The organism is Nocardia lijiangensis NBRC 108240 (assembly GCF_001613045.1).
Taxonomy (GTDB): Bacteria; Actinomycetota; Actinomycetes; order Mycobacteriales; family Mycobacteriaceae; genus Nocardia; species Nocardia lijiangensis.
The window spans coordinates 14,724-34,688 of sequence record NZ_BDBP01000064.1 but is presented as its reverse complement, the minus strand read 5'-3'; the positions used below and the strand labels follow the sequence as shown (position 1 = coordinate 34,688).

Below are 19,965 nucleotides of genomic sequence, written 5' to 3'. Positions count from 1 at the left end.
TTCGGCTGTTCCGATGGGCGACGACGTCAGCCGTAGATGTTCATCGTGACGGTGAGCGTGGCGAGGCGGGTGTCCAGCCGCAGCTCGCGAACCCGCCGTTCGAGCATGTCCCGTTCCGCGGCGGGCAGTTTCGCCCACACCTCGCCGAGACGGGTCTGCGTCTCGGCGTCGATCTCGGCCAGGATCCGCAGCAGCGCGGGCCAGAGCCTGGCCTCGGTGACGATCGCGGGCAATTCGGCGAGCACCGGGTCGTCCGATTCGAACAACCGCCTGCCCCAGCGCCGCGTCGTCTCGGCGTCGGTGCGCTCCAGCAGGTTCACCAGACCGCGCAGCGTCGCGGGTTCGGGCCGCTCGGCGACCTCGGCCACCAGCGCCGACATGACGGCGTGGTCGCCGGTGACCGGATTGGCGGCCAGCGTGTCCAGTGCCGAGGGGCCGAGATGCCCGGTGAACGTGAGCAATTCGCGGACCGCGCCCGCCTCGACCGCGACACGGACGAAGTCGGCGTTCTGCTCGGGCGAGCCGACATCGAAGGTGACGTCACCGAGCGCGGCGATCACGTCCTCGTCGCAGCGCGCGTACACCGACAGCGCGGTCGACCGCAGCTCCGCGGAGCCGGACAGGACGGCGGCGGTCAGGCGCGGGATTCGTTGCGCGGGACCGTGCAGCATGTGCCGGATGATGGCACTGATGTTCGCGCCCGAATAGGCATAGGCGGCCGACCGGATCATGCCCTCGTCGTCGTGCACCCCGGCTTCCACGGCGCGGATGAGAGCCGGTGTGGCGTAGGCGAGGAACGGTCCCGCGGTGACGTAGTCGCCGCGGCGCAGCAGCTCGTTGGTGATGGCAACGACCGGCCCGGGCGGCGCGACATCGGCCAGCGCGCCCACCGTGCGCGGATCCACGTACGGCACGCAGTCGGCGGCGTAGGAGACGTCGAGCATGCCGAGCGCCTCGGCGGCCTTCTTCGGATGCTGGACGCCGACCGCGCCCGCGGCGCGCCCCGCCATCGTCGGCGGCACCACGCGCTGAACCAACGGCAGCGAGATGCTCAGCGGAATCACCGGAACCAGCATGGCGAGGCGCCGGAAGGTGGTCGCGTGTTCGTCGAAGATCCGGCGCGCGATGCGCTGTTGCAGTTCGTGTAACCGTGCGGCGCCGAGTTTCTCGAAGTGCGCGAGACGCTCGGCGGGGACGTGCAGGGTGCGGGCGAGCAGGACGATCTGGGCCCTGGTGACCAGGTCGCTCATCAGCCGAGCCGGTTTCCGAACATGATCTTCTTGGCCGCCGTGCGCAGCGGCCACGGCAGGGCGCTCACCACCGCGTCGACGGAGTCGGTGAGGGTGGCGGTCTCGGTGCGCAGCGCGGCGTCGACCGTCGCGGCCAAGTCTCCGATCTCCTGATCGGTCAGCAGATCGAGGGCCGCCAGCGGTCCGCCCAATTCATGCTCCAGGTCGGCTCTGGCGGTCATCGTTCTCCCGTCGTGCAGTCCCGTCGACCGGGTGCGGCCGCGAAGCTCTTCTCGATCACATTGTGCAGGTCCGCACGAAATGCGGGACGGATTCCCAAAATTGGACATTCGACCGAAAAGTCACCGGCCCTTCCCTGGCGCAACACCGGGCCTTGACCTAACTGTTACTCATCGGTACAAATACGTGACCACGCCGACCCGCGCACACGGGTGGGCCGGAGAGAAATGCACACAGTTGGTTACCGATGTCATCACCGTCGATGCCGAGTACGCCGTCGACCGCAGGGCGATGTGGGATCTGCTCACCGAGTCGCAGACCTACGCGCGAATGTTTCAGGGGGTCGGATCCTGTGAACGCACCGAAACATCAGAAACGCAAACCGTTCTGATAATCCGCGCCGGTGGACCCGACATCGAGATCACCGTACCGCCCATTCATCTGGTTGTCGCGCGGGAGCGCGAAATACTCGAATTTCAATGTCGCGCCGCGGGCGGATTCGCCTCGGTGCGGCTGCGCGGCGACGCGCGACAGACCCGGGCGACGGTGACTTATGTCGGTGTGGGACGGGTACATCCGAGCATCGCCGCGTTCGACAAAGCCCAGGTGATCGCGTGGACCAGGGCGGGCCTCGACCGGATCGCCGACGCGCTGCGCGGTGCGCCGACCTCGGTGCTGGTCAACGGCGAGGACTCCCTGGCGCGGCTGCAGGTCGGCATCGCACGGCAGCTGGTCACCACCGGCGTGGTGCGCAGTTACCGACCCGACCGCGGGCTCAAACAGCTGGGCGGACTGGCCAAATGGGGCTTCACGCTGGCGGGCGGCTACGCGGCCGCCGCGGCCTACACCCCGAAGCGTCCCGCGCTCGTCGACGCGCGCACCACCTACACCTTCGCCGAAGTGCACAGCCGCACCCATCGGCTGGCAGGCGCGCTGGTGGCGGCCGGCGTAGGGGAGGGCAGCGCGATCGGGGTGCTCTGCCGCAACAGCGCCGCCATGGTGGAATGCATGGTCGCTGCGGGCAAAGTCGGCGTCGACGCCGTGCTGCTGAACACCGGGCTTTCGGCGCGCCAGATTCGCGAGGTGGTCGAAAAGCACGATCTCGCCGCGATATTCCGCGACGACGAGTTCGATCCGCTCCTGCGTTCGGTGTCGCCCGAGCTGCCGCGCTACTCCACCTCCGACCCGTATCAGGGCGGCCCGGCGACGGTCGACGACCTGGTCGCGTGGGACACCCCGCCCTTCACCAGGCCACCGCAACCCGGACGGCTGATCGTGCTCACCTCGGGCACCAGCGGCGCACCGAAGAGCGCACGACGCCCGCAGCCCAAGGGTTTCGGCACCGTCGCCGCCCTGCTCTCGCGCATTCCGTTCCGGATGGACGAGACGATGCTCATCCCGGCGCCGCTGTTCCACACCTGGGGCCTGGCCGCGCTGCAGATCAGCACGCCGATCCGGGCGAGCGTGCTGCTCACCGAGCGCTTCGACGCCGAGGAATGCCTGCGGCTGATCGATGAGTACCGCGTCACCGCAATGGTGGTGGTGCCGGTGATGGTGAACCGCATTCTGGATCTGCCCGCGCACGTCAGGGCTCGCTACGACACCTCGTGCCTGCGCATCGTGGCCAGTTGCGGTGCGCCGCTCTCCGGTTCGGCGGTGCTGCGATTCATGGACGCCTTCGGCGACATCCTCTACAACATCTACGGCTCCACCGAAGTGTCCTGGGCGACCATCGCCGATCCCGCCGACCTGCGCGCCGCGCCGACCACCGCGGGCCGCCCGCCGCTCGGCACGAAAGTGGCGGTGCTCGACGCGGATCTGCGCCCGGTGCCGCGCGGGGTGACCGGGCGCATCTTCGTCAACAACCACATGCTCTTCGACGGCTACACCGATGCCGCGCCGCCCACCGAATCGGGCGGCATGCTCGACACCGGCGATCTCGGGTACGTCGACGCCGACGGTCTGGTGTACGTCGCGGGCCGCGACGACGAAATGATCATCTCCGGCGGCGAGAACGTCTTCCCGCGCCCGGTGGAGGAGGCGTTGCTGCGCCTCCCGCAGGTCAGTGAGGTGGCCGTGGTCGGCGTGCCGGACCGGGAGTTCGGCCAGCGCCTCGCCGCGTTCGTGGTGACCCGCGAGGGTGCCGGGCTGGATCGCGACATGGTGTGCGACTACATCCGGCATCGGCTCAGCCGGTTCTCCGTGCCGCGCGACGTGACGTTCCTCGACGCGCTGCCGCGGAACGCGACCGGCAAAATACTCAAGCGCGCTCTCGTCCGTCCCGGCTGATCACCGCGCGACGATGCGCTCCAGCGCGGCCAGGTCCTTCTCCAGCATCCGGAACAACCAGTACACGCCGACGAAGGCCGCGGCGCTGCCCACGCACAGCACGCGCAGCGCCACGATGACCGACGGAATGTCCTCGGCGGGAATGAAGGTCGCGCCCGCGACGCCGAGCAACGGCACCGCGGCGGCGATGGCGAGGAAGTAGGTACTGCGCTGGTCCAGCCGCTCCAACTGGTCGGTGTCCGCCTGGCCGAGACCGCCGTGCGGCAGGAACATCGGATACAGGCTGCGCACGGCGTAGAAGCTGACCAGGAAGTACGGGTAGGCCATCGCGATGGCGCCGCACACGATCTGGGTGATGAAGAAGTGCAGGTAGGCGTCGGCGCTGAGTTGGCTGCCCGAAGCCTGCACCGTCGCCGGCACGACGACGCCGGACAACGTCCACAGCGCGAAGCACGTCAGCACGTTGCGCTGGGCGAGTTGCAAGGTGTCCGAACGTGCCCTGGCGAGCCGAGCCGCGTCGTACTCGCGACCCCTGTGCAGCCCGAAGGCGATGAACATGGGGCCGGCGATCAGCACATTGGTGACGATGAAGCCGATCAGGAAGCACAGACCGTAGGCGTTCACCGCGATCTCTTCGAATTGCCGCTGGGCCCGATCGTCGAGTTTGTCGATGATCAACGTCCGGTTGTGGTGATAGCTGTAGAGGATGGCCAGCGAGTTCGGGATGCCGATGGCGACGGCCATGACCGGAATCATCATCAGCCGGGCCCGCAATCGCCAGCTGCCCGGCGGCGGATCGACCAGGTCGCGGGCGCGGGCGTCCAGGCAGACGTCGAGCTGCTGGGCCATGTCCGCGCCGGTCGCCCAGCGCCGGTCGGGATCGGGTTCGAGCGCACGCACCAGCGTGCGGCGCAGCGCGGCCGGGCAATCCGGCGGCAGATCCTCGTAGGGCAGCGCGGCCGGGCCCGCGGCGCGACGACCGAGCATGCCGTCCAGGGTGGTGCGGTCGCCTCCGGTCACCGACTCGTCGTGGAAGGGCTTGCTGCCCGTCAACAGCTCCCACAGCACCACCGCCAGCGAGTACAGATCGGCGCGGGTATCGAGATCGGCTGCCGTGGCGGGCTTGTCGGGATGTACGGCCGCCAGCTGCTCCGGCGACATGTACGCCAGCGAACCGCCGAAGTAGGCCACCGGGCTGGCGCCGGAGACGTTGCCGCTGAAGCTGATGTTGAAATCGGCGAGCTTCGGGATGCCCTCCGCGGTCAGCAGGACGTTCGCGGGTTTGATGTCGCGATGCAGCACCCCGGAGCGGCCCGCGTAGTCCAGCGCTTCGGCCAGTCGGCGGCCTAGCCAGGCAATCGTCTCCGGCCACGACAACGTGGCCAGTTCGGCGCGCACCGACGACTCGACCCGTGTGATCTCACCTTTGCCCGCCAGCACCGCGTCCACGACGTCCAGCAGCATCGCACCGCTGCGTTCGGCGGGCGGCGTCGCGCGCACCCGCTCCAGCACCGAGAACAGCGTGCCGCCCGGCACGTACTGCATATAGAGCAGGCGCAACCGGCGCGAGGGCAGCACCCGCTGATCGAAGACCCGCACGATGTACTCGTGGTCGAGCTGGGCCAGGGTTTGCGGCTCCGAGCCTTTGTCGTGCGAGATCTTCACAGCGACCAGCCGCTGCATGGACCGCTGCCTGGCCAGGAACACCCGCGCGAAGGCGCCGCGGCCGAGGCTGGTCATCAAGTCGAAGTCGTCGATGCGCTGGCCGACGTCGATGTCGTCGAGGCGGACCGGTTCGGTGGCGGCCGTCAGCATGGTGCTGTGATAGTCGTCGGTCGCCAGCATCTCCGAAAGCTCTTGGGCCTGCGCCGGATACGCCGAGGTGTATTCGCCGACCTGCACCGAGCTGCCCGCCTGCCTGCGGACGTGGAACTCCTCGTAGATGAGATCCGGCGGCAACGGCCAAGTGCTCAGCTCGGGCAGTTCCTCGACGTATTCCGCGAGCCGCTTCGGTTCGGTGTTGCGTGACCACCGATTCACCAGATCGACCTTGATCAGCTCGATCAGCGACACCCGGCGGATGGCGGGGGAGTCGGGCAAGAACGCAGGCAAGTCCGGTGGCGTCGGCGCGTCCCGCCATGCCTCCACGAACCGGGCCACCACCTCCGCGACACCGGTGCCACGCCCCGCCGCCGCGGGCGACGAGGCCGGTGCGACCGTCGCCCCCGGCACAGGTGTAGCGGGGTGTGCCATGTGCGCATACTAACGCCGCGCCGGGTCGGCGGCCCGCGCATTCTGGAACGAGATCGGCGAAGCGGCGTCACGACAGGATCCGATGGAGTGCGATCCACCGTTCCGGGTCGATCGTGCCCACCGGTTCGTCGGTCGGCACGCCCGCGATCCGGCAAGCCGCACGCACTCGGCGAGACGGAAATGCGGTCGCCAACGACGCGGCGAGCGAGCCGCCGACGCCGGAGAAGCCGAGTTCCACCAGGCGCCGATACTCCCGCAGCGCCCCCGGGGCGAGCAGCGGTCGCGGCCGGTTGCGCAGGTGCAGCACCGCCGAGTCGACTCGCGGAACCGGGCGGAAACACGTGCGGTCCACGCGCGGACCCATCGCGAACTCGGTGCTCGGCCAGTGCGTGATCGCCAGCTTGCTCCAGCGGCCGTAGCCGCCGGAGTGCTTGCGCGCGAATTCCAGCTGGGTCAGGAGGGTCGCCGAGGTCAGGTGCCGCGCGGCGAGGCACCAGCGAACGATGTCGGTGGTGCTGGCGTAGGGGATGTTGGCGACGACCGCGAACGGTTCGCGCGGCGCGGTCACCGACCGGAAATCCGCCTGGAAACAGCGGACCCTGTCATCGGCGGCGTAGCGCTTGCGCAGCAGCGCCGCGTAGTGCGGGTCGATCTCGTAGGCGAGCACGCGACCGGCCGCGCCTGCGAGCTGACGCGTCAGCATGCCCGCGCCGGGTCCGATCTCGAGCACGAGATCCCGGGAGCCGATGCCGGACGCGCGTACCAGCAGGCGCGCGGTGCCCGCGTCGGCGAGGAAGTTCTGGCTCAGCCGCTTGCGCGCGCTGAGGCCGGAGTGATCGCGCGCGTCGCGGGCGCGCGGCAGGGAACGAGGGCGGGACATGGGTGTCCTCCGAACGGAGTGGCCGAATCAGGAAAGGTGATTCGCCCGGACCCATGCCAGGGCACGGTCGACAGACCGCGGACGCGCGGTCGTCGTGCGGCGCGTTCAGCGCCGAGGGAGCCGGATCAGAGTGATACCGGAGCGATGCGGTGCGCTGGCAAGGCCGGGGCCTCCGCGCGCAGCCGAATGTAGAACGCGCCGACCGCGCACGCTCCGTTCATGCCTGGACCTCCCATGGCGGCCAACCTACCGGCGGGCCCAGATCCGATGCCACTCCTTTTCCGGCGATCACTTCGCGATTAATCGGAGGCGTGCATCGTGCCCCGTCGGGCAGACTCGCGACCATGCGTTCGGTCGACGATCTGATCCGATTCACCGCGGCGGGTGGCGCCGTGAAGTATCTGCCGTTCTGGGGCCATCGCCCGCAGGCCGACGGCAGCGTCGGCAAGGGCTGCTTCAGCCAGTGGTGGCCCGCGCCGTTCGACGTGGACGGCACGCCGTTCCCGACGGCCGAGCACTACATGATGTGGCGCAAGGCGCTGCTGTTCGACGACACCGAGACCGCGGTGAAAGTGCTCGCCGCCGGGCATCCCAAGCAGGCCAAGGACCTCGGTCGCCAGGTTCGCGGCTTCGACGAGAAGCGCTGGGAGGCCGAATGTTTCGAGATCGTCGTCGCCGGAAACCTGGCGAAGTTCGGCCGCCACGACGAGCTGCGCCGATTCCTGCTCGGCACCGGCGTCCGCGTGCTGGTCGAGGCCAGTCCGGTGGACCGGGTCTGGGGGATCGGATTGGCCGCCGATCACCCGGATCTCGCGGAACCGACGCGCTGGCGTGGCGCCAACCTGCTCGGTTTCGCGCTGATGCGGGTACGGGAGGAGCTCCGCGCGGTTCAGTAGGGGCCGATGGGCTGACCGGCTTCGGCGGCTCGCTCGTCGGCGGCGCGGGCGCGCCACATCCGGGCCTCCGCGTGATCGCCGCGCCGGTCCAGCAATTCGGCGAGCCCTGCCATCGCGCGTATGTCGCGCAGTTCGGCGGCCGTGCGCCACCAGCCTTCGGCCCCACCGAGATCGCCGCGCCGGAACAGCACGACGCCGAGATCGTAGCCCGCGCCCGGGTGTCCGGCTTGGGCCGCCTGCGCCCACAGTCCGCACGCCTGCTCTTCCTCGCCGCGCCCGAACATGGCGACGCCGAGATCGTAGAGCGCGCTGCGATATCCGGTCTCGGCTCCGCGTTCGGTCTGGGGTAGGTGCCCTCCGAGATCGTCGTCCGGCCACGCGGCGGATTCGGGGGCGGCCGAGGCTGTCCCGTGTGGCGGGGTGGGCATAGCGGTGTTCGTAATCGTTTCGGCCACAGGTTCTTTCGGTGTATCGACGACAGGAGCGGCCGTGGTTGCGAGACCGACGACCAGGTTGGCGAAGTTGGGCGGCCCCTCGCCGACGCTGCACCACAGCGCAATCCGGCCGTCGGGGGTGTCTTCGATGAGGATGCCGTAGTTGCCCATCCACGAGCGCTGCACGCCGGAGCGATCCACCCAGACGGGTGTCAGCGTGAACAGCGCATCGGGCCCGGTCGGCACGAGTGTCACGGTGGTGCCGCGGATGAACCCGTCGCTCCACACGTCGATGCTCTCGAGCTTGCGCCCTTCGAGGTCGACGTACCCATCGATCACCGAGAGCCCCATACCGTGTCCGCGCAGCCCGGCGGGGGGCGCCGCCGACAGCAGGGTCATGCTGAGCTGGGTGGTCGCCTGCCCGAAACGCTCGGTGTACATCGGGTAGACCATGCTGCCGTTCCAGCGAATCGGATCGGCGCTCTGGTAGCGCGCGGCGAGAGGCGGGTCGGTGGCCGAATTCTGGGCATGCCATTGCGAATACGGCTCGTTCATATGTTGGCGTCCCGCCTTTCCCGCCGGATGCTCGTCCTCACGTCTGTGCCTCGCGGCGGGCTATACCGTACTAGTCGCGACCGCCGTCGGCGGTCCAATCCGGCGCCGATCGGCTCTCCCTTGCAGGACTGTTACGAAGTTGAGTTCTTTGGCCGCTCAGAAGGCGATTTTCGGGGGTGCGGCACGCGGTGGCGAACAGGTTCCGAACGGAAAGAAAGTATGTGCAACTAAGGGTTACATGTAACCTTGGGTTACAGATAATGTTCTTCTGATTCGAAGATGCCGAACGGCGAAGCGCCATCATCGGGCGCTGACTAGCCCTCACGTTACCTCACGCGCACCGGTCCCGCTCACCGAAAGTGAGCTCGATCTTGCGAACTCGCGGACACCGAACCAAGCGCTTGCTACGCTCGCGCGATGATCCCCACGATCGTCTGGGGCACCGGCAATGTCGGCCGCGCCGCCATTCGTGCCGTCGATGCCCACCCGGCGCTGGAACTCACCGGCGTGCTCGTCCACAATCCCGCCAAGGTCGGATGCGACGCGGGCGCGCTCGCCGATCTCGACCGCGAGCTGGGCGTCGCCGCCACCGACGACATCGATGCTGTGCTCGCCGCGCGCCCGCGTGCGGTCGTCTACGCCGCCTCGGGCGACATCCGGCCGGACGCGGCCCTCGCCGACGTCGTGCAGGCCATCCGCGCGGGCGCTGTCGTGGTCACCCCGGCGCTCTACGCCCTCTACGACCCGCGCAGCGCGCCACCGGAATTGCGCGATCCGGTGCTGGCCGCCATCGCCGAAGGCGGCGGATCGCTGTTCGTCTCCGGCGTCGACCCCGGTTGGGGCAACGATGTGCTGCCGCTGCTGGTCAGCGGGCTCGCGAGCACCGTGGATGTGGTGCGCTGCCAGGAGATCTTCGACTACACCACCTACGACCAGCCCGACTCGGTGCGCTATCTGGTCGGCATGGGCCAGCCGATGGACTACCAGCCGCCGATGCTCGCCCCGACGGTGCCGACCATGGTGTGGGGCGGCCAGATTCGGCTGATGGCCCGCGCGCTCGGCGTGGAACTCGACGAGATCCGCGAGACCCTGGACCGCCGCCCGCTGGAGACCACCGTGCAGACGGCGAAGATGGGCGAGTTCGCCGAAGGCACCCAGGGCGCAGTGCGTTTCGAGGTGCAGGGCATCGTCGGCGGCGAACCGCGCATCGTCGTCGAGCATGTCACCCGCATTCACGCCTCCTGCGCGCCCGACTGGCCCGCGCCGGCCGACGGCGACGGCGCCCACCGGGTGATCATCGAGGGCCGCCCGCGCATCGAGGTGACGGTCGAGGCCATCGACGAGGGCGGCAACCGCTCCGCGGGCGGCAACGCCACCGCGGTGGGCAGGCTGGTCGGCGCCATCGACTGGCTCGTCGACGCGGAACCAGGTCTCTACGACGCACTCGACGTCCCGCTGCGCCCAGCGGTCGGCAAACTCGGAAGGAAGCACTCATGATCGTCGACGTCCCCGCCGGCAAGGATCCCATCGGTTACGTGTGGGGAGAGATGGTCCCCGGCATCGGCATCGCCGCGTCCGGCTTCTCGCTGGCGGTGTACGAGCACAGCACGCTCGGCCTGCGCGAATTCGAGGCGGCCCGGCTGCGCATCGCCCAGATCAACGGGTGCATCTTCTGTCTGGACTGGCGCACCGAGCGCGACGGCGTCAAGGTCGAGAAGGAATTCGCCGACGCGGTGACCGCGTGGCGCACCACCGACGCCTTCGACGATCGCACCCGCCTGGCCGCCGAGTACGCCGAACGCTACGCCACCGACCACCACAATCTGGACGAGGAATTCTGGGCGCGGATGAAGGCCCACTACAGCCAGACCGAGATCGTGGAACTCAGCATGAGCATCGGGTCCTGGCTCGCGTTCGGGCGGCTGAATCACGTGCTCGGCCTGGACACCGCGTGCGTGCTGCCCGGCCACTCCTGATTCCGGCCTACTTCTCTTCCCGTATCCATTCCACGCGGTCCAAGGTGGACCAGTCGTCGTTGGCCCACTCCCAGATCAGCCGTGCGACGAGGTGCGGGTCCGAGAACGCCGCCGCGAAGAAATGGTCGGTGTGGGCGCTGTCGTGGATTTCCAGGGTGTAGTTCGTCGGCGCGCCGCGATAGGTCTGGATGAACGTCTCCCGGTCGTCGGTGCGGCTGACGATGAGGAACGGCGTCGAGGCGAGTTCGGCGAGCTTCGGAATCCATGAGAACACTTGGCTTTTCGTCATCGACCGGTAGCTGCGCTCGCCACCGATATCGACGTCGACGACGCGGAATTCCGGGGCCGGGGTAAGGGTGTGGTTGTGCCCGTCGTACAGCTCGTAGTCGAAGCCAGTGATCAGATCCTCGAGCAACTGCCGCACCGGGCCCGCCGCATAGTCGGTCGCCGACCCCCTGGACCGCCTGCGATCCACATCGTCGGCGGCCGTGACCCGTACCGCGCCGCCCGCCGCCTCGATCCGCACGGCGGCGTGCGGCCGTGAAGCCGGGATCGCCGCATTCCACGCCGCCAACCCCGTGAGCACGATGATCCGCAGATCGTCGTCGACGGGCCGTCCCTGTTGTGATCGGAAATAGGACGGCACTTCCACCGCCGATGCGACGACCCCCGCGGGTACGACGACGTACTCGTAACTCACCCAACCAAACTAACCGCGCCGAGCCGCCGACGCACCCCGGCGAATATGCGAAATGGGCGGAGTCGCAAACTTTTACACAAACCTTAGCGCTGCGGAAAGTTCGCTCGTCGTTTTGCTGACAATTGGCAAACGGCAGCGCGGGGGCAACCCGCGCCACCGCCGCGCGTCAGGCGATGACGGACGCCCGTTCGATATTCGGATGTCAGCCTCCGATCGCGGCCAATGCCTGTTCCGCCATCTTCTCCATGCCGAGCGCGTTCGGGTGGATCGGCACGAAGTTCGTACCCCACACGGCAGGCTCGACCCAGCGGGTGCCGATGGGCTTGCAGGCGTCGTGGCCGATGGAACTCTGCATGTCGACGAAGGTGGTACCCGTCTCGTCGGCGGCGCGCTTGACGACGCCGTTGAGGGTGTCCTGGATGTTGTTGATGTAGGGGACGTCGCCCTTGGCGATCGGCATCGTCAGGAAGCAGTTGCTGTTGTCCTCGGGCATGACCTGGGGGTACGCCAGAATGACGACCTTCGCGGACGGCGCCTTGGCATGGATGTCGGTGAGCGCCTTCTTCACGTCGGGGTAGGTCTTGTTCGAGATGTCGTTGGTGAACTTGTCGCCGTAAAGGGTCTTGCAGGGACTGCCGAAGCCCGCGGTCCCGGTCCCCGCGGTGATGCAGGAGGAGATCACCTTGATCAGGGTGTCGTTGTTGTTGCCGCCGATGGTCAGGGTGACGAGCTTGGTGTCCTGGGTGACGGCGTCGAGCTGCGGGATCAGGCTGGGGTACTGCTTGTCGTAGAAGTCCTGGGTCTTGGCGTTGGCGCAGGTGACGTCGGTGAACGACTCGATGCCGAGTGCGTCGGCGATGAGGTTCGGATAGTTGCGGGTGGTCCGCGCGCACACCGGGGTGACAGTGAGATCGGGCGGAAGGATGCCCGATCCCGCGCTGTAGCTGTCGCCCATGGCGACGTAGGGGCTCAGGCTGGGGGTGGCCTGAGCCGGGATGGCCGCAGCGAGGGCAACGCCCGCCGTGATAGCCGTGGTGAGTGCTGCAGCGATCCGCGTGCGAACAGCCGTGACCATAGAAAACTCCTGCATCGAACATTTGCAGTTACCGATTGGTAACGATCTGGCGAAGGAACTGTGACACGGCGCACACGGTTTCGCAACGTGCATCAATCACCCGTTGTTTACTTAATTGGCCCAGGGCGCGGTCGACGCGGGACGAGTTGGGGCGATGTGGGTTTTCTACGCAAGACTTACCCGGAGGGGCGAATGAACGACAGCCCGTCCGGGATGTTGCCGGAATCGGTTGCCGCCGAATGCATCAGGCCGCGGATCGCGTAGTGCACGCACAGGTGGCCGTAGACCTCCTGGAGCACTCCGTCGGGTGTCTTCGACCGCAGCACCACCCCGCGGCCGCGTCGGTGGGTCTCGAGCCCGCCGAAGATGAACTCGATCTCCCCCCGCTGTGCATACAACCGGGCCAGCTCGTTCGCGGGTGCCGCCTCGGGATCGGTGATGGTGGTCAACAGCCGGTCGATTCGCTCCTCGGGATGGTCCGCGGAGCTGGAAGGGGTGCGGACGAACTCGACGACGCGCACAGCGATGCCCGCTGCGTCGCCGTCACGTGCCCAAGGACGCAGGTGGGAAGCGAAAGACCCATCTGGATAACGTTTTTCGACAGGAAGGGCGAAAACGGACGGCATCCGCCACAGCAGGTCCGCGCCGGAGGATCGGCACAGGTCCCAGAGGCGGTAGCTGAAGAAGGTGCGGTCGGCGAGCAGCAGCATCGCCGGGTGCAGCGACCGCACCACCGATTCGGTCAGCGTCTGATCATGCTGCTCGAAGGTCCCGAGCGCGGCATCGATGATCGCGTGCGAACCCAGCTCGACCAGCCCCAGGACCCGCACCCGAGGGACCACCGCGCCCCGGCCACCCCGAGGAGACGGCGTCCGGCCGAAGTGCGCGATATTCGCGTCGCTGGCCGGCGCATCCAGGGTTGCTCCGTGGAGGCTCATCAGTCGCCACGACCGGTAGAAACCTCGCGGGACTCGTGCATCGGACAGTGGCACGGCCACCTTCTCGTACAACGCGCGCAGCGGTTCCGGGCCCAGCCGCTTACGGGCCTGGAACAAGGCGGCCTTCGTCGGGATCGTCCACTGATCAGACCATCCCGACGCCCACGCGAGCCCGGCCGCGAGCTTGCGCATCACCTGCTCGTACGAGCAGGACGCGAACAGTGCCAGCGCGAGCACGTAGTAGACCACCACCCGCGCGGGCAGCATTCGATTCCGGCGCTCGACCCGTCCACACTCGACCAGCACCTCGTCGACTACCTCGGGCGCAAATACCCTGGTCAACACGGCCAATGCGACGTGGTCGGACAACCGCTGATCAGTCTGCGGCTTCACCGATCGCGCACGCGGCACAGCGCGAGAATATCCACGACCGCGAAATTAAGTAAACAATTTCCCAGTCAAGAATGTGTCTCATGTAGTGAATTTCCGCGACCCGCGCCGCCGCGCGTCAGGCGTTGACGGGCGTCTCGTCACCGCTCGGATCGGTGGTCTCACCGACCGTGCGCTTCGGCCCGGTGAACCAGCGCCGGGCCGAGACGAACCACCAGACGGCGATCGCACCCACCACCCCCACCAAGGTCAGTGGCGCGTAATTCACCGTGGTCCAGGTGAATTCGCCGTTCCAGGGGTAACCGCGGTCGTCGGTGGGCAGGATGAACAACACGCTGATCACCGCGATCCACGCCAACGCGACGATTCCGACGGGCCGATACCATTTCCCGAGTTGCCACGGGCCGGTCTGGAAACGCGAGCCGTGCGATTGCCGCAGCAGGATCGGGATTCCATAGGCGATATAGAGGCCGATGGTGGCCACCGAGGTCGCCGCGGCGTAGGCCGTCGGCGCGTTCGCGGCGGGCACCAGCATCGACGGAATCAGCAGCACGAACGCGAAGAACGAGATGAACAGCACCGCGTGCACCGGCACCTTCTTCGCCGAAAGCTTCGACCAGTAGGCCGAACCGGGCACCGCGCCGTCGCGGGAGAACGCGAACAGCATCCGGGAGGCGGAGGTCACCGAGGCGTATCCGCAGAACAGCTGCGCAACGGCCGCGATGATCAGCAACAGGCCCGACCAGAACGAGTCGAGCGAATTCTCCAGAATGTAGATCACCGGATAGCCGCTGTTCTTCTCCGGATCCAGCGCGTCGTCCAGATTCGGAATGGCGAAAGTGACGGCGAGGATGAGCAGATAGCCCGCGACCGCGGAGACCAGAATGGTGTTGATGATGCCCTTGGCCGCCGCGCGTGCGGCGTCGTGGGTTTCCTCGGACATGTGCGCGGAGGCGTCGTAGCCGGTGAACGTGTATTGCGCGTGCAACAGGCCGAGCAGGAAGCTGAATGCCACGCCGCCGAAGCCGACGGCGCTGTTGTCGACGGTCTCGGTGAACACGAATCCGACGCTCTGGTGGTTCTTCGCGCCGAAACCGAGCACGAGCACGAAGATCGCGACGCCGCCGACGTGCCACCACGCGGAGATATTGTTGATGACCGCCGACAGGTGCGGACCGATCACGTTCAACACCGCGTGCAGCACCAGAATCGCCGCGAAGACCAGAAAGATCGCCGTGCGGTCGGTGCCGATGTCGATGCCGATCACGTTCAGCACCACGGTGGTGAAAATCGCTGCGCCGTAATCGATGGCGGCGGTCACCGCGATCTGGCCGATGAGATTGAACCACCCGGTGAACCAGCCCCACACCGGGCCGCCCAATTCCGAGGCCCACCAGTAGAGTCCACCGGAGGTGGGGTAGGCGGAGGCCAATTCGGCCATGGCCAGGCCGACGAACAGCACCATGATCGACACCAGCGGCCAGCCCCACGCCATGGTGATCGGACCGCCGTTCGCCAATCCGATTCCGTAACTGGCCAATCCGCCGGTGAGAATGGAGACGATGGTGAAACTGATGGCGAAGTTGGAGAATCCGGACCAGGATCGTGCGAGATCCTGTTTGTAACCGAGTTCAGCGAGCCTGCGTTCGTCGTCGGACGGTGACGGGGTTTCGGTCATGATCGCTCCCGAAGTGAAAACACTGCCCTCATACAGTGTTTGCCAGAAGCTCAGTGTGAAGTAAACCCGGCTCGACCGTGGCGTAAAACGGACACTGGGTTCAGCGGGCCGGATCGCCGCCGTCGGCGCGGGCGCAGTCTCCGGCCGGCCCGTGCTCCCAGCCGAGCTTCGCCGACTCGGCCGGGCACGGACCGGCCGGCTCGCCGCCGCCGGGGGAGCGCACCGGCACCAATCCCGCGACGGAGGCGACGATGCCGACCGCCGCGAGAACGAGGCCGAGATCGGTGAGCTTGCGGTCCCAGCGCGTAGCCAGATCGGTATTCGCGGCAGGAGGATTCGCCAGTCGCCAGCTCGCGGCCAAGACGAACGCGACCGCCGCGAACACCAGCAGCGGGATCCCCAGACCCGCAAGCAGTTCCCGTGCGCTACCCATCGAACTTCACCCCTGCTTTCGTCCGGGCGATCCGGACGACCCGCGGCGACCTCCGGCGGCGGCCGTCACGCGGACGACCCCGCCCCCAGCGACGGGCAACCTATCGCACCCGTATCCGACCCGCAAGCGCGGCGTCCTGCCACGTAGCGTGACCCTCATGAGCGAACGCAGTGAGCGAATCGTGTGCCAGCGCGCGTCGCGCATGCCGGAGCCGAGCGCCGGCGAGGCGCAGGCATGAGCGAACGCAGTGAGCGAATCGTGTGCCAGCGCGCGTCGCGCATGCCGGAGCCGAGCGCCAGCGAGGCGCAGGCATGAGCGAACGTCTGGTCGTCATCGGCGCGGACGCGGCGGGTATGTCGGCGGCTTCCCAGGCCCGCCGCATGGCCGGCCCGCGAGAGCTGGAGATCGTCGTGTTCGAGCGCGGCGGCTTCACCTCCTATTCCGCGTGCGGGATCCCGTACTGGGTGGGCGGGCTGGTCCCCGAACGGGACGCGCTCATCGCGCGCACCGCCGACGAACACCGCGCCCGCGACATCGATCTGCGCCTGCACACCGAGGTGATCGAGATCGACGTGGCCGGACGTCGCGTCCGGGTCCGCGACCTCGGGTCCGGCGCCGAATCGTGGACCGGCTACGACAAACTCGTGATCGCCACCGGCGCGCGCCCGATCCGGCCCGAGCTGCCCGGCATCGACGCCGCGGGGGTGCACGGCGTGCAGACCCTCGACGACGGTCAGGCGCTCATCGACACGCTGGACGCGACCGAGGGCAAGCGCGCCGTGGTGGTCGGTGCGGGCTATATCGGCGTGGAGATGTCGGAGGCGTTGATCAACCGCGGCTACGAGGTGACGGTCCTCGATCGCGGCGTCGAACCGATGTCGACGCTCGATCCGGATATGGGAGCGCTGGTCCGAACGGCCATGTGCGGCTTGGGTATCGAGATCGTCGGCGGGGCGGAGGTCACCGAGATACGCACCGATGACAGCGGCCGCGTCCGCGCCGTCGCCACCGCCGAGGGCGAGTATCCGGCCGACGTGGTGGTGCTCGGCATCGGCGTCCGCCCCGAAACCGCGCTGGCTCGCGCCGCGGGTCTGCCGCTCGGCGAGTACAGCGGCCTGCTGACCGACCTGTCCATGCGGGTGCACGGCCACGAGAACATCTGGGCGGGCGGCGACTGCGTGGAGGTCCTCGACCTGGTCTCCGGCCGTCTGCGGCACATCGCGCTGGGCACCCACGCCAACAAGCACGGCCAGATCATCGGCGCGAACATCGGCGGGGGCTACGCGACCTTCCCCGGCGTGGTCGGCACCGCCGTGAGCAAGGTCTGCGATCTCGAGGTGGCCAGGACCGGTCTGCGCGAGAAAGACGCGCACGCGGCGGGCTTGCAGTACGTGACCGTCACGATCGAATCCACCAGCCGCGCGGGCTATTACCCCGAGCCCGCGCCCATGACCGTGAAGATGCTGGCCGAACGGCGCACCGGGCGGTTGCTCGGTACGCAGATAGTGGGTCGCGAGGGCGCGGGCAAGCGGGTTGACATCGCCGCGGTCGCGCTCACCGCCCGAATGACGGTCGAGCAGATGACCGCCCTGGATCTCGGCTACGCGCCACCGTTCTCACCGGTGTGGGACCCGGTGCTGGTCGCGGCGCGCAAGGCCGTGTCGGCGGTGCAGCGGCGCGGCTGAGTCCGGTCCGGAAATCCCGCGGCTCAGTTCAGCGCGTCGAGCAGGTCCGTCTTGCCGAACATGGTGGCCGCTTCTCTCGCCGAGGGGGTACCCGCGTCCGGATCGGCGCCCGCCGCGACGAGCAGGCGGACGATCTCGTCCTCGCCCTTGAACACCGCGCCCGCCAGCGGCGTCTGGCCCTTGTCGTTGGCGCGGTTGGGGTCGGCGCCGCGCACCAGCAGCACCGCGACCGCGTCGCGGTGACCGTGGTAGGCGGCGAGCATGACGAGAGTGTCGCCGTGGTCGTTGGTGAGGTCCGCGGGTACTCCGGCGTCGACGTACCCGGCCAGCGCGTCGGCGTCGCCGTGGCGCGCCAGGTCGAAGACCTTGCCCGCCAGTTCGATCACTTTGTCCGCATCGGAATCGTCTGGGCTCACCAGCCCTTCCTACCAGGTTCCCGGTTTCGCGGGGCGGACGTCGGGTACCGCGGCAGCAGACCACGCCGAACCACGACAACCAGGAGGTGAGCTCGATGCCGGTATGCGACACCTGCGGCAACGACTACGAGAAGACGTTCACGGTCACCCGAAACGGCTCGTCGGCGACGTTCGACAGCTTCGAGTGCGCGGTCACCGCGCTCGCGCCGATCTGCGAGCACTGCTCGTGCCGGATTCTCGGCCACGGCGTGCAGGCGGGCGAGCGGATCTTCTGCTGCGCGCACTGTGCGCATATGGCGGGCTTCCGAGAACTCGTCGACCACATCTGACGCGGACGGCGTTCCGGCGCGGGTCGGCGGCAGGCAAGATGTCGACGACCCGCGCTCAGCCCGCGCCCATTGCGGCACGCGCAATTCGCAGATCCGCGACGAGCCCCGCGTAGGCCTTCGCGCGATCGGGTGCGTGTCCGCAACACCGCCGACGGATGCACCGTGGCGACCACCCGGTAGTCGCCCGCGGGACCTTCGCCGAATACGGTCTGCGTCGCGTCGCGGTACAGCAGGCAACCGTGGCAGCCGCACGAGGCGGCGCGCAGCGTATCCAAATCTGCGCCCTCGGGGACGAATTCCTCGGCGCCCTGCGCTTTTCCGGCAGCCATCAGCGGCTCCTCCGCCGACCATCGGCAACTACCTGAGCGGGCTACCCGCGCCCGCCTCGCCGAAACCGAGCGGCGGCTCCTCGGGCAGCGCACAGCCCTCCAGGGTGGCCTCGGACAGTTCGGCGACCACCGCGGCGATGTCACCGCCTGCGCGGAAGGCGCGCAGCTGACGCATCGCGCCGTTGCCGCGCTCGAGCACCGCGGCGATGGTGTCGGCGACGAACTCGCGATCACCGGTTTCCTTCAGGGCGGGCTCGACGTGTTCCACCAGTTCTGCCAGCAGCTCGCGGGCAGGCAGCACGCGCCCGTCCATCGGCGCTACCGCGTCGCCGTCGATGCCGCTTCTCGCCGCCTTCCAATAGGCCGCGCGCAGCATCTCCGCCGCGATGGGCGGAGCTACCCTGCCCTCGTCCAGCGACTCGCGCGCCATGATCACCGTCGCCCGCACCAACGTGGCCAGCAGCGTCGTCTCGTCCACCGTCGCGGGCACATCGCTGACCCGGATCTCCACGGTCGGATAGGTGATCGACCGGCGCACGTCCCAATAGACCATCCGCTCGTCGAGCATGATGCCGCTGGACATCATCATCTCGACCAGGTCGTCGTAGTCGTCCGCGCACCGGAAGTACGGCGGCGGTCCCGCGCTCGGCCAGCGTCGCCAGAGAATGTTGCGCCAGCTCTTGTACCCGGTCTCCACGCCGCGGTAGATCGCCGAATTGGCGGTCAGCGCGAGAAACAGCGGCAGCCACGGCCGCAAGTAGTTGCTCACCTGCACCGCGGTCTCGCGATCGGGCACCGCCACGTGCACGTGGCAACCGCACAGGCCCTGCTCGTGGGCGAGCATGCCGAAACCGTCGGCGATGCGGCGGTAACGCGGGGTGTCGGTGACGGGGTAGTGGAGCGGGACCGTCGGCGGGATCGCCACGGCGAGCAGGCGGGCGTCGTTCATCTCGGCGCAGAAAGCCACGCCGCGGCGCAGATCGCGTAACTGTTGGGCGAGGTCGCCGGTGCGGGTGTGGATGCCGGTGTTCGTCTCGATCTGACAACGCGTCAGCTCCAGCTGTAGATCGAGCCCGAGGTCCTCGGCGGTGCGAGCGACCGCGTCGTTCTTGGCGGTGGGCGCCCCAGTGCGTGGATCAGCGAGGAGGAATTCCTCCTCGACTCCGACCGTAGACGAGTCCACGTCCATGTGGGTAGGGTACCGCGCTGACCTGAGGCTATGCCTCGAGCTCCTGCTATT

Annotated in this window: 18 protein-coding genes; 6 read left to right on the top strand and 12 right to left on the bottom strand. The window is 68.1% G+C overall.

The window, feature by feature from the left end:
- Positions 1–26: 26 nt before the first annotated feature.
- Together NL1_RS22935 and NL1_RS22930 are read right to left on the bottom strand one after the other, a co-directional pair.
- Complete coding sequence (locus NL1_RS22935; protein WP_067842906.1) at positions 27–1,250, bottom strand: hypothetical protein; 1,224 nt, start codon at positions 1,248–1,250, stop codon at positions 27–29.
- Complete coding sequence (locus NL1_RS22930; protein WP_067842903.1) at positions 1,250–1,471, bottom strand: hypothetical protein; 222 nt, start codon at positions 1,469–1,471, stop codon at positions 1,250–1,252. The genes NL1_RS22935 and NL1_RS22930 overlap by 1 nt, the downstream gene beginning before the upstream one ends.
- Before the next feature lie 235 nt (positions 1,472–1,706).
- Between NL1_RS22930 and NL1_RS22925 the strand changes: the two genes are divergently transcribed.
- Positions 1,707–3,758, top strand: a complete 2,052-nt coding sequence (locus NL1_RS22925) for an AMP-binding protein (RefSeq protein WP_067842996.1) — start codon at positions 1,707–1,709, stop codon at positions 3,756–3,758.
- Here NL1_RS22925 and NL1_RS22920 read toward each other — a convergent pair whose 3' ends face one another.
- Positions 3,759–6,011: a serine/threonine-protein kinase gene (locus tag NL1_RS22920; protein ID WP_084510875.1), complete on the bottom strand. Its 2,253-nt coding sequence runs from the start codon at positions 6,009–6,011 to the stop codon at positions 3,759–3,761. It abuts the gene before it with no gap.
- A gap of 67 nt (positions 6,012–6,078) precedes the next feature.
- Positions 6,079–6,891, bottom strand: a complete 813-nt coding sequence (gene erm, locus NL1_RS22915) for a 23S ribosomal RNA methyltransferase Erm (RefSeq protein ID WP_084510874.1) — start codon at positions 6,889–6,891, stop codon at positions 6,079–6,081.
- Positions 6,892–7,235: 344 nt separating this feature from the next.
- On the opposite strand from erm, the gene ybiA reads away from it, so the two are divergent.
- On the top strand, positions 7,236–7,787 hold the full coding sequence (gene ybiA, locus NL1_RS22910; RefSeq protein WP_067842900.1) for a riboflavin biosynthesis intermediates N-glycosidase: 552 nt from the start codon (positions 7,236–7,238) through the stop codon (positions 7,785–7,787).
- Here ybiA and NL1_RS22905 read toward each other — a convergent pair.
- Positions 7,781–8,776, bottom strand: a complete 996-nt coding sequence (locus NL1_RS22905; RefSeq protein WP_067842897.1) for a tetratricopeptide repeat protein — start codon at positions 8,774–8,776, stop codon at positions 7,781–7,783. The genes ybiA and NL1_RS22905 overlap by 7 nt on opposite strands.
- Positions 8,777–9,193: 417 nt before the next feature.
- On the opposite strand from NL1_RS22905, the gene NL1_RS22900 reads away from it, so the two are divergent.
- Entirely contained in the window at positions 9,194–10,273 is a 1,080-nt protein-coding gene (locus tag NL1_RS22900; protein ID WP_067842894.1) for an NAD(P)H-dependent amine dehydrogenase family protein, read from the top strand.
- On the top strand, positions 10,270–10,752 hold the full coding sequence (locus tag NL1_RS22895; RefSeq protein WP_067842890.1) for a carboxymuconolactone decarboxylase family protein: 483 nt from the start codon (positions 10,270–10,272) through the stop codon (positions 10,750–10,752). Before NL1_RS22900 ends, NL1_RS22895 begins: the two co-directional genes overlap by 4 nt.
- A 7-nt stretch (positions 10,753–10,759) precedes the next feature.
- Here the strand turns inward: NL1_RS22895 and NL1_RS22890 are convergent, their stop codons facing one another.
- From NL1_RS22890 to NL1_RS22870, 5 genes are all read right to left on the bottom strand, one after another.
- Entirely contained in the window at positions 10,760–11,452 is a 693-nt protein-coding gene (locus tag NL1_RS22890; protein ID WP_067842886.1) for a hypothetical protein, read from the bottom strand.
- 202 nt (positions 11,453–11,654) lie between these two features.
- Complete coding sequence (locus NL1_RS22885) at positions 11,655–12,527, bottom strand: SGNH/GDSL hydrolase family protein (protein WP_067842883.1); 873 nt, start codon at positions 12,525–12,527, stop codon at positions 11,655–11,657.
- A 176-nt stretch (positions 12,528–12,703) separates the two neighbouring features.
- Entirely contained in the window at positions 12,704–13,876 is a 1,173-nt protein-coding gene (locus tag NL1_RS22880; RefSeq protein WP_067842880.1) for an IS4 family transposase, read from the bottom strand.
- A 97-nt stretch (positions 13,877–13,973) separates the two neighbouring features.
- Positions 13,974–15,533 carry an amino acid permease gene (locus NL1_RS22875; RefSeq protein ID WP_067842877.1) on the bottom strand — a complete coding sequence of 520 codons (1,560 nt, stop codon included), beginning with the start codon at positions 15,531–15,533 and terminating at the stop codon, positions 13,974–13,976.
- A 100-nt stretch (positions 15,534–15,633) separates the two neighbouring features.
- On the bottom strand, positions 15,634–15,966 hold the full coding sequence (locus NL1_RS22870; RefSeq protein ID WP_067842874.1) for a hypothetical protein: 333 nt from the start codon (positions 15,964–15,966) through the stop codon (positions 15,634–15,636).
- Positions 15,967–16,277: 311 nt separating this feature from the next.
- On the opposite strand from NL1_RS22870, the gene NL1_RS22865 reads away from it, so the two are divergent.
- Complete coding sequence (locus NL1_RS22865; protein WP_067842870.1) at positions 16,278–17,651, top strand: FAD-dependent oxidoreductase; 1,374 nt, start codon at positions 16,278–16,280, stop codon at positions 17,649–17,651.
- 23 nt (positions 17,652–17,674) lie between these two features.
- On the opposite strand, the gene NL1_RS22860 is transcribed toward NL1_RS22865, so the two are convergent.
- Positions 17,675–18,070, bottom strand: coding sequence for an ankyrin repeat domain-containing protein (locus NL1_RS22860; protein ID WP_218024475.1), 396 nt, complete (start codon positions 18,068–18,070; stop codon positions 17,675–17,677).
- Positions 18,071–18,162: 92 nt separating this feature from the next.
- Here NL1_RS22860 and NL1_RS22855 point away from each other — a divergent pair, with 92 nt between their 5' ends.
- Complete coding sequence (locus NL1_RS22855; protein ID WP_067842864.1) at positions 18,163–18,396, top strand: metallothionein; 234 nt, start codon at positions 18,163–18,165, stop codon at positions 18,394–18,396.
- 357 nt (positions 18,397–18,753) lie between these two features.
- On the opposite strand, the gene NL1_RS22850 is transcribed toward NL1_RS22855, so the two are convergent.
- Entirely contained in the window at positions 18,754–19,914 is a 1,161-nt protein-coding gene (locus tag NL1_RS22850) for a glutamate--cysteine ligase 2 (protein ID WP_084510872.1), read from the bottom strand.
- Between the last annotated feature and the right edge of the window lie 51 nt (positions 19,915–19,965).